Here is a 14,850-nt window from a genome sequence, read left to right as displayed (position 1 = left end):
CTTCACACTCCGCCCGGATGGATTGGGTTTGATGGGTAACCACAATGGGCTGCCGCCAGTTCGACGGCCTGGGCGAAGGCGGCAACCATCGTTTCCAGGTTAACCCGCTCGCGCACAATTTGAAAAGAAACCAGCCCCATTTCTCGCAGACGGGAAGCATCCCCCAGCGCCTCGCGCAGCGCCTCACGCAGGGCCGACCCATCGCCGGGCGGCAGCAGCCAGCCATTCTGCCCGGTAACCAGATCAGACTGAGTGCCGTCGGCTTCGCCAACCATTACCGGCAGGGCAAAGGCCATTGCCTGCTGGATAGCCAGCCCGCCACTGCCGGGCAGCACAAACAAATCGGCCTGCCGAAAGACCGGCTCCAGTTGATCGCCGTAGAGGGCGCCCCAAAAGCGGGTATGCGGATAAATGCTGCGTGCCAGTTCTTCCAGCTGATGGCGTACCGGCCCGTCACCCACAATCCACACTTCCGGCTGGATCTCCTGCGGCAGGTCAGCACAGGCACGCAGCAGCAAATCTACCCGTTTGCGGGCCTGCAGCCGCCCCACATACAGCAGGCGCGGCCGGCCGGATTCAAACCGGGGCGGGCGTTGGGGCGGCGGCTGAACCGGGCGTGGCGCAACCGCGTTCGGGGCGACCACAATCCGTTGCGGGGGAAATCCCAGCCGGGCGTACTGCTGCGCGCCGCGCTGGGAATAGGCGATCAGCGCATCGAACCGCCCCAAAAATCGTGCCCAGAGGGTCTTTTCCCATGAGCAACGCCCGCTTTCAGCCAGTGGAGCGCCCAGCCCCCAGCCAATCACGGGGCGATGGTGGGCGCGCATCCAGCGGATGAGCGCCGGAGTACTGAGATAACGCGGGTTGGCCTCCACAATCAGGGCTTCCGGCTGCCAGCGTTCCAGCCAGGCGTGCCCGCCGGCCTGCCAACACAGGTAAAAACGCCCGCCGAACAGGTGCAGGTTGCGCGCCTGAGTCAGGTTGGCGTGCCGCAGGGCAGGCTGTGACTCAACCGCTTCGTCGGGACGCGGTAAACCGGCAAGTATCCCCAACCCGCGCGGGCAGGCCTGCCCCAGTGCTTCAAAGAAGGGAGCGCGGTAATTGGGCAAAATTCGCTGCTGCAGGCCCAAACGAAGCGGAATTTGGCTCATAAGGTCAACACCCGCACGGTCGAACCGTGGTTGTTCTTTTCCACCTCAATCCGCGCCGGAAAAGCATCCTTCAATTCATCCAGATGGGTGATGACCAGAATGCAGGCAAATTCATCTTTGACGGCGTTGATCGCCTCAATCAGCCGCTGGCGGCCTTCGGCATCCTGACTGCCAAAGCCCTCATCAATGAACAGGGTTTGCAGGCGGGCGCCGGCGCGATTGGCCAGCACATGCGAAAGCGCCAGCCGAATGGCAAAATTCACCCGGAAGGCCTCGCCGCCGGAATACATCTCATACGGGCGGATGCCGGCCGAATCACTGATGATAATCTCCAGTGTCTCCTTCATATCCTTCCGTTTTTTGTCTTTGTATTCGGCTTGCGTTTCAAAGCGGATGTTCATTCCACCGTTGGAAAGCTGACTGAGGATTTGATTGGCGCGCGACTCAATTTCAGGCAGGGCTTGTTCGATCAGCAAAGCCGGCACGCCGTCCTTGCCAAAAGCCCGGTCGAGTATCTTCAGGCGGGCAATCCGGCGGGCGCATTCCTCCCGTCTGACGTGATTCTCCTTCAGCCGTTCGCGGATGGCGAAGAGTACATTGACTTTCTGCTCGGCAGCGCCGATTTGCGTGCGCAGCCGGTTTTCTTCTTCTTTCAGGTCAAATAACTCCCGCTCCATTTCCGCCAGATCGGGCAGGTTGGCCGATTCGGTTTCGTACTTTTGGGCCGCTTCGTGGTAATCTCTGCGCAATTGTTCGAGATGCCGTTGATCTTCTTCAAGACTACTTTCCAGCTGGTGAATTTCGTTGAGCAGCGGCTTCAATTGGGCGCGCGCCGCCTCTAACTGGCGTAAAGCCTGCTCAGCCGGGCGGGCCTGCTGCTCGGCAAGCCGCGCCGCCGCGTGCGCCTGCGGGTCGTAGCCCAGCCTTTCCAGGGCAGCGTCAATTTCGGCGAGTTTTTGACGCGCCTCCAGCGCGTACTGACCGGCGGTCAGTATCTGCTCGACCTGTTGCAAACGGGGGGCGTACTGCTTCTGCCACTGGGCTTGCTGCTCCTCGATTTGCTGGATGCGTGCTTCCAGCGCGCTCACCTGCCGCTGGTTGGCTTGCAGCGCCTGATCGGCCGACTGAGTTTCGATTAACTGCTCTTCCAGCCGCTGTTGATCGCGGCGGGCTTGCTGAATCTCCTGCTGCAACAGCTGAACAGCCTGGCGGCCGGATGCGATTTCCGCTTCCAGTCTGGTAACCAGCGCCTCGCGCTCGGCGCGGCCGAGCGGCTGGCCGCACAACGGGCAGGTGCCGCTTTCTTCATCCGTGTGCAATCGCTCCAGCCGTTCCTGCACGGCTTCAATCTGCTCCTGCCGGTGAGTCATCTCCGTGCGCTGGCGGGTAATCCGGTCTTTCAATTCCAGCAGGGCGTTGCTAAGCGCCTCCCGCTGTTGAATGCGCTGGCTCAGTTCCTGCTGCTGGTCAAGCAGTTCCTTCCGCTTCTCGTTCAGTTCGGCCAGTTGAGCCTGCTGGCGGGCTACCTGCTGAGCCTGCTGTTGAAGACTGCGTAATTCCTCCTCCAGACGCGCCTGTTCCCTTTCCAGCACCGTCTGCGGTTCGGCGCGCTGCTGGTGTAATCGTTGAAACTGCTCGGCCAGTGCATCCCAGCGTTCCAGCTCCCTGCGGCTGGACTGCCAGCCCGCGTAAGCGGCTTCGATGTTCTCGGCTTCATCCAGAATGTGCTGCAGCTGTTCGGCTTCGTTGCGGCGCTCCTCCAGCCGCCGCTGGCTGGCGGCCGTTTTCTGCTCCACACTGCTCAATTGAGCCGCAAGCAGTTCCACCATGCGGCGCTGTTCCTTCAGCGCCGCTGCCAGCCGGTTGAGGTGATCGAGGCGCTGTTCGTGGGCCTGCCGCAGGACGGATAGCCGTTTCAGTTCTTTTTTCAGTTCCTCCAGTTTATTGCGCCGCTCACCTTCCTCGGCCACTTCGGCTTCCTGCTCCTGAATCTGCGATTGGATGCTGTCCAGCAGGTATTCCGCCTCCCGCAGGCGGCTGCGGGCGGCTTCGCGGTAGGCTTCCCAGACTTCCAATCCAAGTATGTTGGACAGGATGCGTTTGCGGCTTGCCGCGTTCTGTTGGGCGAATTGATCGGCTTTTCCTTGCAGAAAAAACGAGGCATTAATGAAGGTCTGGTAGTCCATTCGCAGCACCGAGCGGATGCGTTTTTCGGTTTCGGTCAACGAGTGTTCGGTCAGCGGCTTCCAGAGACCCTCGTCGTTGAGGGTGTAAAACTCCAGGATGGCGGTTTTTTCGCGAGCTTTGCTGCGTTGGACGCGGTAACGATTGTTTTCGTACAAAAACTCGTACATAATTTCGGCGGCATTTTCCTGATTGTTGATGACCGCATCATCACGGCGACGGGCTTCGCCAAACAAAGCCCAGGTAATGGCATCCAGCAAAGTGGATTTTCCAGCCCCGTTATGACCGGTGATCGAGGCCAGACGCAGGTCGCTGAAATCAATTTCTACTGGCTGGCGGTACGAAAGAAAGCCGCGTATTTGCAGTCGAAGCGGGATCATTGATCGGTTTCCTCCGTCGGCGGTGGCAGGCGGCTGATCAACACCTTGTCAATTCTGCGCCCGTCCATGTCCATGATCTCGAAAGAAAAATCCCCCCAGTTAAACCGCTGACCGGGGGCGGGGATGCTACCAAGTTGACTGAGGATAAAGCCGGCCAGGGTCTGATAACCAATCCGCTCCTCCTCCGGCAATTCCTCGGTTTCCAGCAATTCTTTCAGGGTGTCCACCGGCAAGAGGCCGTCCACCAACCATGAACCGTCCTCGCGCTGCGTAATTTGTGCCCCGCCGTCCGAACCGGGGCCGGGCAATTCGCCGACGATGGCACGCAGCACATCGTACAGGGTCACCAACCCAAGCAGTCCGCCGTATTCATCCAGCACCAGCGCCTCATGCACACCGGCAGATTTGATCAATTGCAACACCTTGAGGGCCGACATGCTGTCCGGCACAAACAGCGGCGGCTGCAACAGCGACTTGACCTCAAATGGCTCGCCGCTGACCATTTTGCTGAGAAAGTCCTTGGCAGAAAGGATGCCGCTGACATTATCCAGATTACCCTGGGCCGCCGGGAAACGGCTGTGGCTGCTTTGCAGAATGTCTTGCAAAATTTCCTGCGGGCTTTCGTCCAGATCAATCCACTCGATTTCGGTACGAGGGGTCATGATGGCGTCAATGTAGCGGTCTCCAAGCCGGAAGACGCTTTCGATCATGTCTTGCTCGGCTTCCTCAAAAACTCCCACCTGAGTGCCCTGCTCCATCAGCACTTTAATTTCTTCCTCGGTAACCGGTGGTTCAGTTGAGGGTCGGATGCCCATCACCCGCAGGCCAAAATCGGTGGATGCACTCAACAGGCGCACCAATGGAAAGGTGATGTTGGAAAGGAAGCGCATCGGACGGGCAACCGCACTGGCGGCGGCTTCGGGGTTGTTCATTGCCAGCCGTTTGGGAATCAGTTCGCCGATCACCAGCGAAAAATAAGTCAGCAGAATCACCACCACGGACAGCGCCAGACCGCTGCTGTAAGGCGCCAGAAAATCCACCCGTGCAATCCATTCCGCCAGCCGTTTGGCCAGCGTAGCGCCGCTGAGAGCCCCGGCGAGGATGCCGATCAGGGTAATGCCAATCTGGACGGTGGAGAGAAAGCGGTTGGGGGACTCAGCCAGTTCCAGCGCAGCCCGGGCGGCCGGGTCGCCATCTTCGGCCTTTTGCTGCAAGCGCACCTTACGCGCCGAAACCATGGCAATTTCCGAGAAGGCAAACAGCCCGTTTGCCACCAGCAGCAGAAAAATCAAACCGATTTCAAGAAAGGGATTGTTCATTCAGAATCAACAGAAAATTCATTCGTCAAAGATTCGGCCTGATGAATGATTTCTTCAGCCAGCCGTTTGAGCTCTTCAATGTGGTCGGGTGATTCACCTCTGGTTTCCCAATAGAGTTCCAGCAATTCCAGGGGTGATTTTGCGGCAATGTTTTCAATCTCGCTGATGCGTCCGCGGGCGGCAATGTGCGGGCGGCGCACCAGATGAAAATCAAACGCCAGTTCGGCATGGCGGCGCAGGCGCGCCTCGTCAATCAACGCGTCCCAATCACGCGGGTAATCCATGGTCAGGCGGACAATCGCATCCTTCAATTCCTCGCGCGGCGGCAGAGCGGCCAGAATGCGCTCCATCACCGGCGGGGTGCTGCCTTCCGCAGCCGCAGCAACATCCAGCAGGTTGACGCTGCAATCAACAAAACGCCTCCCATGCAGTTCACGCCAGTCCAGTTCGGTATGGCCCTTCTGGACACCGGCAATCACAAAGTATTTGCGGTCATCCGTCTCGCCAAAATCCACCCGCTCAATCGAGCCGGGGTAAACCACCGGCGGGTGACCGCCCTCGTTCAGGTTTTGGCGCAGGTGAATGTGACCGAGCGCCACGTAATCCAGCCGCTCATCCCGTACCAGCGAACCCGGCAGCACCAGATCATTGCCCAGCATGATACTGCGTTCTTTGCCGTAACGGGCGCCCTGCACGGTGGCATGAGCCGCCAGCACGATGGGCAGGTTGAGATCCACTTCCTTGAACCAGTTCTGGACAATTTCGTGCAAGCGCTTTTCGATTTCTTCGTGGATTTGATTTGGCTCGATGGCGCTGATCTGCAAATGCGCCATCAGCGAAGAGCGCGAAACCCATGGGATGGCCATGATTTGGAGGGGCAAACCGAAAAGATCATCCGGTTTCAGAAGGCGCGGCCGGTCAATGACCAGCACTTTATCCACTTCCAGAGTTTGATATTCCTGTAAGGCGTGCGCCCGCCCCAGCGCCGGAGAAAGGTCGTGATTGCCGATCAGCAGCACGCACGGAATGCCGGCGCGGCTGAGCCGGATGATGCGTTTGCCCCACTCGCGTTGAAAGGTGGGTGCCGGGGTGCGGTCTTTGTAGGCATCCCCGGCGAACAGGACCAGGTCGACTTTTTCGCGGATTGCGGTTTCAACAATCGTATCCAGGGCTTTCAAAAAATCCAGCACGCGCATCGGCAGACCGCTTTGTGGGTCGTGCCGTCCGTAATTGGCAATGTCTATGTGTGCATCGGCAAAGTGCAGAATGCGCAGCATGGCAAACTCCCCTCATGGCTGTAATCCGAGTAGATTGGCGAGTTCAACGGCCGGTGCGAAACCGGGGTGATATTCCAGCGCTTTGCGAACATCCTCCGCCGCCCCGGCGCGGTTGCCCAGCGCCAGCCGGGCGCGCGCCCGCCAGACAAAACTCTCCTCCAGAAACGGCTCAGCCGCCGCTTCAATGGTCGTGGTTGCCAACCCCTCTACATCCTGATAGCGACCGGTGTAGTAATAGGCAAAGTACGGGCCGGTTTGATACCACATCATCCGCCACGGGCGGTCTTTTTCCGGCAGAGCCGCCATCAGCGCAAAGGCCTGATCGTAGGTGCTGGCGGCTCCGGCGTAATCCTGCAGGTTGACCAGACTGGTGCCGCGGTTGAAATAGGCGAAGAACTTTTCCACGCCGTCCAGGCGCACGGCTTCTTCGGCAGCCGTCTGGGCGGCGATTTGAAAAGCCGTTTGCGGGTCGGCATACGGCCCCAGCAGATCCAGCAATTCGGCTTCGCGCTCCGGCGGGTAAATGACCAGAAAGATGTAATTGAACGAGCGCCATTGCCAGAGCAGGTCGTCGTAACTGACTTTGAAATCCGGTTGAAAATACGAATCCTGGGTGATGAAGACATTATTCGTGTCATCGTAGCCGGTGATGGTCGAGTAATGCCCCATCCAGCCCAGTTTGCCGTTGATATCGCGGATGACAATCCCTTTTTCAATCAGTGGCACAAAACCGGCCGCAATCAATTTTTTTAGCGTGTCCAGAGTTCCCCCATGGCGGATGAGGGCGTTCAGGTTGGTGTGGGTTTGCACATAATCGGCCATCTCGTACGGCATGACATTTTTATCTTTTTCAAACGGCTTCAGCAACGGGCCGACATCGGTGCGTTCGCCCTGCCAGCCCCAGTAAGAAAGCCCCATGGCAAGATTGGCCGGGGCGCAGTAATTCCACAAACCGTGCTGATCCTGATACCGCACGCCACTGAGGGTGATCCTTTCCGGCAGCGGAGTGGGCGTTTGAGTGGGAGTGGAGGTAAATTGGGGTGTGGGCGTTGCAGTGGAAGGTGCGGCAGTCGGGCTGGCCGTTGGTGTGGAGGTGCGGCTGAACGCCTGCATGGTGGCATCCACCATCGTGGCAACTGCCTCTTCCGGCACAAAAACGGCCTGTTGAGGCGGGTTGAGCGCGTAACGCGCCTGCACACGCAATTCGTTGAGGTTCGAGACTACCCGGCCGCGCAATGAGGGGACTGCAAACAACAGACCGCAGGCAAACAGTCCTGCGACGAAAATCCAGAGGATGGTTTTGCGTTTTGAAATCACGATTTGATTATAACATTTTCACACAAACCTAATGCGGGGGCAGCCGATTGCATGGTATAATTTTGGGCTGTTGATTTGTATGGACTTGCATATTTTGGATAAACAATACCAAATCGCTTCGATGGCCGGGCGGCGGATGTTTTGCCTGTCCCGGCGTGTCCACAAATAACCCTCAGACATGCAATCCCCTATTTAAGATAGAGAGTAAACAACCATGAACGAAACCATCAAACGGGAAACGCCCAATCATTTCAGCCTGCCGCGGCGCATCAACCGGCTGGGTCAGCTGGCTTATAACCTCTGGTGGGTGTGGAACCCGGAAGGCCAGCAGTTATTCCGCCAGATCCGCCCGCGCCTGTGGGATGAATTGGAACACAACCCGGTGGCATTCCTCAAAAAGGTGGAGCGCAGTTATCTGAACGCCGCCGCCAACGACACCTACTACCTCGATATGTACGACCGGGTGATGAAAAAGTTCGACGATTACCTGAACGGCGAGGACACCTGGTTCAAACAGCAGTACCCCCATCTCCTCAATCAGCAGATTGCCTATTTTTCCTTTGAGTTCGGGCTGCACGAATCGCTGCCGGTATACGCCGGTGGTCTGGGCATCCTCGCCGGTGACCACCTCAAAGAAGCCAGTGATTTAGGCTTGCCGCTGGTGGGGGTGGGTTTTATCTACAATCAGGGCTACTTTACGCAGGTCATCACCGAGGACGGCTGGCAGGAAACTCACACCAAACATCTGGTACTGGAAGACGCCCCGATTGCGCTGCTCAAAGACGACGAGGGCAACCCGATCACCATCTCGGTGGAACTGCCCGGCCGGAATGTGTTCGCCCGCATCTGGGAAGTGCGTGTTGGGCGGGTTTCGCTCTTCCTGCTGGATTCCAACCTGCCGGTGAACAGTGATGCTGACCGGCAACTGACCGCCCGTCTGTACAGCAACGATCTGGAAGTGCGGATTTCGCAGGAAATTCTGCTGGGGATGGGCGGTGTGCGCGCCTTGCGCCGGCTCGGATACCAGCCCCAGGTCTGGCACATGAACGAAGGGCATTCGGCTTTTCTGGCAGTGGAACGGGCGCTGGAACTGGTGCGCAAGGGAAAGACCTTTGCCGAAGCCGCTGCCGAAGTGCGCAAGACCAACGTCTTCACCACCCACACCCCCGTGCCGGCCGGTAACGATCAGTTCCCGCTCTGGCTGGTGGATAAGTACTTCTCCCAAATCTGGCCGGAATTGGGCCTGACCCGCGATCAGTTTGTGGATTTGGGTCGTCAGGCAACCCCGTGGGGAGAAAGCTTCTGCATGCCGGTACTGGCTCTCAAACTTTCTGAACACGCCAACGCCGTTTCGGAACTGCACGGGCAGGTTTCGCGGCGGATGTGGCACTTCTTATGGCCGGAACGGGCGGTTGAAGACGTCCCCATCCGCCATATCACCAACGGCGTCCACACCGGCACGTGGCTGGCGCGCCGCCTGCGTCTGCTGTTCGACCGCTATTTGGGGGCTGATTGGATGAAGCGGATTGACGACCCGCAGTTATGGTCACAGGTGGAGAACATCCCCGATGGCGAATTGTGGGCTGTCCGCCAGCATCTCAAGCGCAAATTGATTCTCTACATCAACGACCGCGCCCGCCAACGCTGGCAGAGCGGACAGTACCACCCTGCTCAGGCATTGGCCAGCGGCGTTTTCCTTGAACCGTACTCGCTGACCATCGGCTTTGCCCGCCGCTTTGCCACCTACAAGCGCGGAGGGCTGATTTTGCGCGATTATGACCGCCTGATGCGGCTGGTGACCAATCCCGATATGCCGGTGCAGATCATCTTTGCCGGTAAAGCCCACCCGGCCGATGAACCGGGTAAACTGCTCATCCAGCAGGTTTACCGCGCCGTCAAAGATTCGCGCATGGGCGGGCGGCTGGTCTTTTTGGAAGATTACGACATGAACATGGCGCGCTATCTGGTGCAGGGTGTGGACGTCTGGTTGAACAACCCCCGTCGCCCGAACGAAGCCTCCGGCACATCCGGCATGAAGGCCGCCCTCAACGGCGTGCTGAATCTCTCGGTGATGGACGGCTGGTGGCGGGAAGGCTTCAACGGCTTGAACGGCTGGGCAATTGGCGAGGACGCCGATCCGGTTGACCCCAACCAGCAGGACGAGATGGACGCCCGCAGCCTGTACGAACAGCTGGAGAAAGACATCATCCCACTGTACTACACCAACCGCTCGGTGGATAACATCCCCACCGCCTGGATTGCGCGCATCAAAGAAGCCATCCGCACCCTGGCGCCCCAGTTCAGCACCCGCCGCATGGTCAAAGAGTACCTGAGCGAGATGTACCTCGCCTGTATGGAAGAAACCGAACAAGAAACCGCCTGACAAAAGGGGGCCTGTATGCATTTTGATTTCAGCGCTCAAGCCTTTTTAATCATGCTGGGCATTTTTGCCCTGCGGGTGTGTGATATGTCGCTGGACACCATCCGGGTTTTGTTTGTGGTGCGCGGGCGGAAAAAACTGGCGTGGATGCTCGGCTTCATGCAATCCCTGATTTTCGTGGTGGCGATCAGTACCGTGCTTTCCAACCTGAAGAACCCGCTCAGCGTGATTGGCTACGCCGGCGGCTTTGCCACCGGAAATGTGGTGGGAATGTTCATCGAAGAGCGGCTGGCGATCGGTCACATTCACCTGACCATTGTCAGCCCCTCCCGCGGCGCGGCAGTGGCGGAGATTTTACGCAAAAACGGCTACGCCGTCACCGAAGTTTCCGGGCGCGGGATGACCGGCACGGTCACCTTACTGCACGTGGATGTGGTGCGCCGCAAACTGGACGAGGTCGAAACCCTGATTCTGGAAGCCGACCACGAGGCTTTTGTGACCGCCGAGGATGTGCGCCCGATTCGGCGCGGCTTCTGGCGGGCGTAGGCGGGATTACTGGACGCGGCGCACTTTAACCCGCAGTCCCTCCACATCCACCACTTCCACCCGCACGCCCTCCGGGAAGGACTCGCGCGGGTCAACCGCTTCGGCGCTCCATAACTCACCAGCCACCTGCACCATGCCGTGCGGGTCAATCGCCTTGGTGACAACCCCCACCTGCCCGATCAGGGCCGGCTTGCCCATCGCCACCGGTGTTTTGAGGGCGCGTAAAGCGTAGCCCATGAACGCCAGAAAAGTGACCGCCAGCACAGCACTGGCGCCGATCACCAGCGGCACCGAAACGGCCGGGAATCCCGGAATGCGCACCGAGTTGAACAGCACCAGCGCGCCGGTGACGAACGAGATCACCGCCGCAACGGTCAGCGCCCCGTTGGTGGGCGTTTGCAGTTCCAGAATGAACAGCACAAACGCCAGCACGATGAAAATCAGCCCGAACAGGTTGACCGGGATGATGCCGAACGAGTAGAACACCAGCGCCAGACATACCACCCCGATGAAACCCGCCACCCAGCCGCCCGGGTTGGAAAGCTCGATCAAAATGGCCTGTACCCCAATCGTCAGCAGCAGAAAAACGATGTTCGGGTCGGTCAGCAGGCGCAGGGCTTGTTCGACAAAGGTAGGCGGCACCTCACGCACGGCAGCAAACTGGGTGGAAAGCGTGACCGGCTGATCCAGCACAGTCACTTCAAAGCCGTCCAGCTGGCGCAATAAATCATTCAGGTCAGTGGCAATGAAATCCACCAGCCCCACCTCGAGGGCTTCCTGAGCCGAAGCGGCTTTGGCGGTTTCGATGGTATCCTCCGCCAGAGCAATCGCCTCCGGCGGACGACGGGCAGCCAGTGAGCGCACCGTCGCCCGCAGGATTTCCTTCTCCTTGGCGGCAATCGTCTCACCGATATCTTCGCCCTGCATGCCCACCGGGCTGGCCGCGCCGATGGCCGTTTCGGGTGCCATGGCGCTGGCGTGTCCAGCCAGCGTGATCAGCGTGCCGGCGCTGCCGGCCATTGCCCCGCGCGGAGATACATACACAATCACGGGAACCTCGCTGGCGCGGATGTCCTGAATGATCTCGTTCATCACGCTGATCGCCCCGCCGGGGGTGTTCAACTCGATGATCACCATTTGAGCGCCTTCATTGGAAGCCACCTGTAAGCCGCGCTGAATATAACCCTGCATCACCGAGGTAACCGGCCCGTCGGCTTTCAGCACCACCACCAGCGGGCTGGCGCCATCCCGTTGAGCCGCCGAGGGATAGAGTGTCCCGAAGAGGAAAAGCGTCAATCCACTCACCAGCAGGATCAACCGCAAAATGCGCATCATGCCCAACCTCCTGACCGGTAATCCGCCCAGTCCAGTAAGAAAATGGATTACCTGCTTCTATTATATCCGGTAACGGGGTGGTTTCTAATGCCCGGATGGCGAGGATGGTTCTACAAGACGGTTTTTCCCTGTTAACAGAATTCCTATAGAGCGTTAATGTTTTTCATGCACGGACAGAGTATGCTTACTAGCGGTTGCGGGAGATTGGCTGGCAGGGCTGCACTCATCTTCATCATTTATTTCAGCCAGTCAGTCACCAGCACCGGAAAATCCAGATTAACCAAAGAAAGGAGACCTTACCGATGTCGAAAATTATCGGTATTGACTTAGGAACAACCAACAGTGTGGTAGCCGTGATGGAAGGCGGTGACCCGGTTGTGATCACCACTGCGGAAGGATCGCGCCTTTGCCCGTCGGTTGTGGCGTTCACTAAAAATGGTGAGCGGCTGGTCGGTCAAACGGCCAAACGCCAGGCGGTTATCAACCCGGAAAACACCATCTACTCCATCAAACGCTTCATGGGGCGCCGCTACGACGAAGTAGAGGAAGAGCGCAAGATGGTGCCGTATCAGGTGGTGCGCGGCCCGGCGGGTGACGCGCGGGTCAAAATCCCCGTGACCGGGCGTGAGTACACCCCGCAGGAAATTTCGGCCATGATTTTATCGAAGCTGAAAGCCGACGCCGAGGCCTACCTGGGCGAGCCGGTCACGCAGGCGGTCATCACCGTCCCGGCCTACTTCAACGACAGCCAGCGGCAAGCCACCAAAGACGCCGGTAAAATTGCCGGTCTGGAAGTGCTGCGCATCATCAACGAGCCGACTGCCTCGGCCCTGGCTTACGGTTTGGACAAGAAAAAGAACGAGAAAATTCTCGTCTTTGACCTGGGTGGCGGTACTTTCGATGTGTCCATCCTCGAAGTCGGCGATGGTGTTTTCGAGGTCAAATCCACCAGTGGCGATACGCACCTGGGTGGTGATGACTGGGATCAGCGGATTGTCAACTGGGCCGTGGAAGAATTCAAGAAGGAGCACGGCATTGACCTGAAACAGGATCGGCAGGCCCTCCAGCGTCTGCGCGAGGCGGCCGAAAAGGCAAAAATCGAACTTTCCACCATGATGGAAACCGAAATCAACCTGCCCTACATCACCGCGGATGCCAACGGCCCGAAACACCTGCAGCTGCGCCTGACCCGCGCCCGCTTCGAGCAGATGACCAAAGACCTGCTGGAACGCTGCCGCGGCCCGTTCGAGGCTGCCCTGCGCGATGCCGGTTTGAAAGCCAGCGACATTGACGAAGTGGTGCTGGTGGGTGGTTCGACCCGCATGCCCATGGTGCAGGATCTGGTGCGGCAGTTGACCGGCAAAGAGCCCAACAAGAGCGTCAACCCGGATGAGGTGGTTGCCATTGGTGCAGCCATTCAGGCGGGTGTGCTGGGCGGCGAGGTCAAAGACGTGCTGCTGCTGGATGTGACCCCGCTGACGCTGGGTGTCGAAACGATGGGCGGTGTGATGACCCCGATCATCGAGCGCAACACCACCATTCCGGTGCGCCGCTCGCAAATCTTCTCGACCGCCGAGGACAACCAGACCGCCGTGGATATCCACGTGCTGCAAGGTGAGCGCACCATGGCGGCCGATAACATCACCCTTGGACGCTTCCGCCTCGACGGCATCCCGCCGGCTCCGCGCGGCATACCGCAAATCGAGGTGACGTTCGACATTGACGCCAACGGCATCTTGAACGTTTCTGCCAAGGATAAGGCGACCGGCAAAGAACAGCGCGTGACGATCACCGCCTCGACCAACCTCAGCAAAGCCGAAATCGAACGGATGATCGAGGAAAGCAAACGCCACGAAGCCGAAGACCGCCGCCGCCGCGAGATCGTCGAAGCCCGCAATCTGGCCGACAATACCATTTATCAGGTCGAGAAAGCCCTCAAAGAAAACGGCGAACGGGTGCCCTCCGACCTGCGCTACGAAGCCGAGAGCAAGATCAACGACCTGCGCCAGATCATGAACGGTGAAGACGACCGCCGGATGCGCAGCCTGAGCGAAGAATTGCAGCAACTGTACGGGCGCATCCTCCAGGCGGCTGCTCCGCAAGCGGCTGGGGCTGCCAGCGGCAACGGCCATCACGGGCAAACCAGCCCGGAAGGCGACGTGGTCGAAGGCGAATTCAAAGAAGCCTGATTCGGGTAAACGAAACTGACAAGGGGCTGGCAACCAACCAGCCCCTTGTTTTTTTTACCCTTCTACCAGCGTACCGCGAATTTCACCCAGCAGCGAAAGCCGCAGCGCCTCTGCATCCCACAAATTCAGCACCAGAATGGGCAATTTGTTTTCCATGCAGAGGGAGATGGCGGTACTGTCCATCACCTCCAAACGCCGGTTGAGCGTTTCGATGTAGGTCAGCCGGTCAAACTTGACCGCGTTGGGGTTGCGGTGCGGGTCGCTGTCGTAAACACCGTCCACTTTGGTGGCCTTAATCAGCACGTCCGCATCAATTTCGCAGGCGCGCAGGGCGGCTGCCGTGTCGGTGGAAAAGTAGGGGTTACCGGTGCCGCCCCCAAAAATGACCACCCGCCCCTTTTCCAGATGACGAATGGCGCGGCGGCGGATGTACGGCTCGGCAACCGCGCGCATTTCGATGGCGGATTGAACGCGAGTGACCACCCCGCACGACTCGAGGGCGTCCATCAGAGCCAGCGCGTTCATCACGGTCGCCAGCATGCCCATGTAATCGGCGGTCGCGCGGTCCATCCCCAAATCCAAACCGGCTTTGCCGCGCCACAAATTACCCGCCCCAATCACAATGGCGACATCCACCCCCATCTCGCGCACTTCCCGCACTCGCAAGGCAATATCCCGGGCGGCTTTCGGGTCAATGCCGCTGCCCTGCGGGCTGGAAAGCGCCTCGCCGCTCAATTTCAGCAAGATTCGATGGTATTTTAGTCCGTCCATA

10 protein-coding genes are annotated in these 14,850 nt (G+C 58.9%); 3 read left to right on the top strand and 7 right to left on the bottom strand.

The window, feature by feature from the left end:
• Positions 1 to 2: 2 nt before the first annotated feature.
• Genes AC812_RS05790 through AC812_RS05770 form a run of 5 tightly spaced genes read right to left on the bottom strand, consistent with a single transcriptional unit; the run spans position 3 to position 7,628 of the window.
• Entirely contained in the window at positions 3 to 1,151 is a 1,149-nt protein-coding gene (locus tag AC812_RS05790) for a glycosyltransferase (RefSeq protein ID WP_061912875.1), read from the bottom strand.
• Positions 1,148 to 3,715 carry an AAA family ATPase gene (locus AC812_RS05785; protein WP_061912874.1) on the bottom strand — a complete coding sequence of 856 codons (2,568 nt, stop codon included), beginning with the start codon at positions 3,713 to 3,715 and terminating at the stop codon, positions 1,148 to 1,150. Before AC812_RS05785 ends, AC812_RS05790 begins: the two co-directional genes overlap by 4 nt.
• Positions 3,712 to 5,034, bottom strand: a complete 1,323-nt coding sequence (locus AC812_RS05780) for a hemolysin family protein (protein WP_061912873.1) — start codon at positions 5,032 to 5,034, stop codon at positions 3,712 to 3,714. The genes AC812_RS05785 and AC812_RS05780 overlap by 4 nt, the downstream gene beginning before the upstream one ends.
• Entirely contained in the window at positions 5,031 to 6,311 is a 1,281-nt protein-coding gene (locus tag AC812_RS05775) for a metallophosphoesterase family protein (RefSeq protein ID WP_061912872.1), read from the bottom strand. The genes AC812_RS05780 and AC812_RS05775 overlap by 4 nt, the downstream gene beginning before the upstream one ends.
• Positions 6,312 to 6,323: 12 nt before the next feature.
• Entirely contained in the window at positions 6,324 to 7,628 is a 1,305-nt protein-coding gene (locus AC812_RS05770; protein WP_061912871.1) for a C39 family peptidase, read from the bottom strand.
• Between the two features lie 214 nt (positions 7,629 to 7,842).
• Between AC812_RS05770 and glgP the strand changes: the two genes are divergently transcribed.
• Together glgP and AC812_RS05760 are read left to right on the top strand one after the other, a co-directional pair.
• A complete protein-coding gene (gene glgP / locus AC812_RS05765) occupies positions 7,843 to 10,011 on the top strand; it encodes an alpha-glucan family phosphorylase (RefSeq protein ID WP_061912870.1) in 2,169 nt (722 codons plus the stop codon).
• A 15-nt stretch (positions 10,012 to 10,026) separates the two neighbouring features.
• Positions 10,027 to 10,554, top strand: coding sequence for a DUF2179 domain-containing protein (locus tag AC812_RS05760; protein WP_061912869.1), 528 nt, complete (start codon positions 10,027 to 10,029; stop codon positions 10,552 to 10,554).
• Between the two features lie 6 nt (positions 10,555 to 10,560).
• Here AC812_RS05760 and AC812_RS05755 read toward each other — a convergent pair whose 3' ends face one another.
• Positions 10,561 to 11,889 carry an NfeD family protein gene (locus tag AC812_RS05755; RefSeq protein ID WP_061912868.1) on the bottom strand — a complete coding sequence of 443 codons (1,329 nt, stop codon included), beginning with the start codon at positions 11,887 to 11,889 and terminating at the stop codon, positions 10,561 to 10,563.
• A 302-nt stretch (positions 11,890 to 12,191) separates the two neighbouring features.
• Here AC812_RS05755 and dnaK point away from each other — a divergent pair, with 302 nt between their 5' ends.
• Positions 12,192 to 14,078 carry a molecular chaperone DnaK gene (gene dnaK, locus AC812_RS05750; RefSeq protein ID WP_061912867.1) on the top strand — a complete coding sequence of 629 codons (1,887 nt, stop codon included), beginning with the start codon at positions 12,192 to 12,194 and terminating at the stop codon, positions 14,076 to 14,078.
• A gap of 54 nt (positions 14,079 to 14,132) precedes the next feature.
• Here dnaK and pyrH read toward each other — a convergent pair whose 3' ends face one another.
• Positions 14,133 to 14,849, bottom strand: coding sequence for a UMP kinase (gene pyrH, locus AC812_RS05745; protein ID WP_061912866.1), 717 nt, complete (start codon positions 14,847 to 14,849; stop codon positions 14,133 to 14,135).
• Position 14,850: the final 1 nt, after the last annotated feature.

The sequence above is a fragment of the Bellilinea caldifistulae genome, from assembly GCF_001306055.1.
GTDB classification, from domain to species: domain Bacteria; phylum Chloroflexota; class Anaerolineae; order Anaerolineales; family Anaerolineaceae; genus Bellilinea; species Bellilinea caldifistulae.
Note: the sequence above shows the minus strand (reverse complement) of the source record. Positions and strands in the feature narration are given on the sequence as shown.

Coding starts and splice junctions, on each gene's coding strand:
- AC812_RS05790 (WP_061912875.1), bottom strand. CDS start 1,151: ATGAGCCAAATTCCGCTTCGTTTGGGCCTGCAGCAGCGAATTTTGCCC.
- AC812_RS05785 (WP_061912874.1), bottom strand. CDS start 3,715: ATGATCCCGCTTCGACTGCAAATACGCGGCTTTCTTTCGTACCGCCAG.
- AC812_RS05780 (WP_061912873.1), bottom strand. CDS start 5,034: ATGAACAATCCCTTTCTTGAAATCGGTTTGATTTTTCTGCTGCTGGTG.
- AC812_RS05775 (WP_061912872.1), bottom strand. CDS start 6,311: ATGCTGCGCATTCTGCACTTTGCCGATGCACACATAGACATTGCCAAT.
- glgP (WP_061912870.1), top strand. CDS start 7,843: ATGAACGAAACCATCAAACGGGAAACGCCCAATCATTTCAGCCTGCCG.
- AC812_RS05760 (WP_061912869.1), top strand. CDS start 10,027: ATGCATTTTGATTTCAGCGCTCAAGCCTTTTTAATCATGCTGGGCATT.
- AC812_RS05755 (WP_061912868.1), bottom strand. CDS start 11,889: ATGATGCGCATTTTGCGGTTGATCCTGCTGGTGAGTGGATTGACGCTT.
- dnaK (WP_061912867.1), top strand. CDS start 12,192: ATGTCGAAAATTATCGGTATTGACTTAGGAACAACCAACAGTGTGGTA.
- pyrH (WP_061912866.1), bottom strand. CDS start 14,849: ATGGACGGACTAAAATACCATCGAATCTTGCTGAAATTGAGCGGCGAG.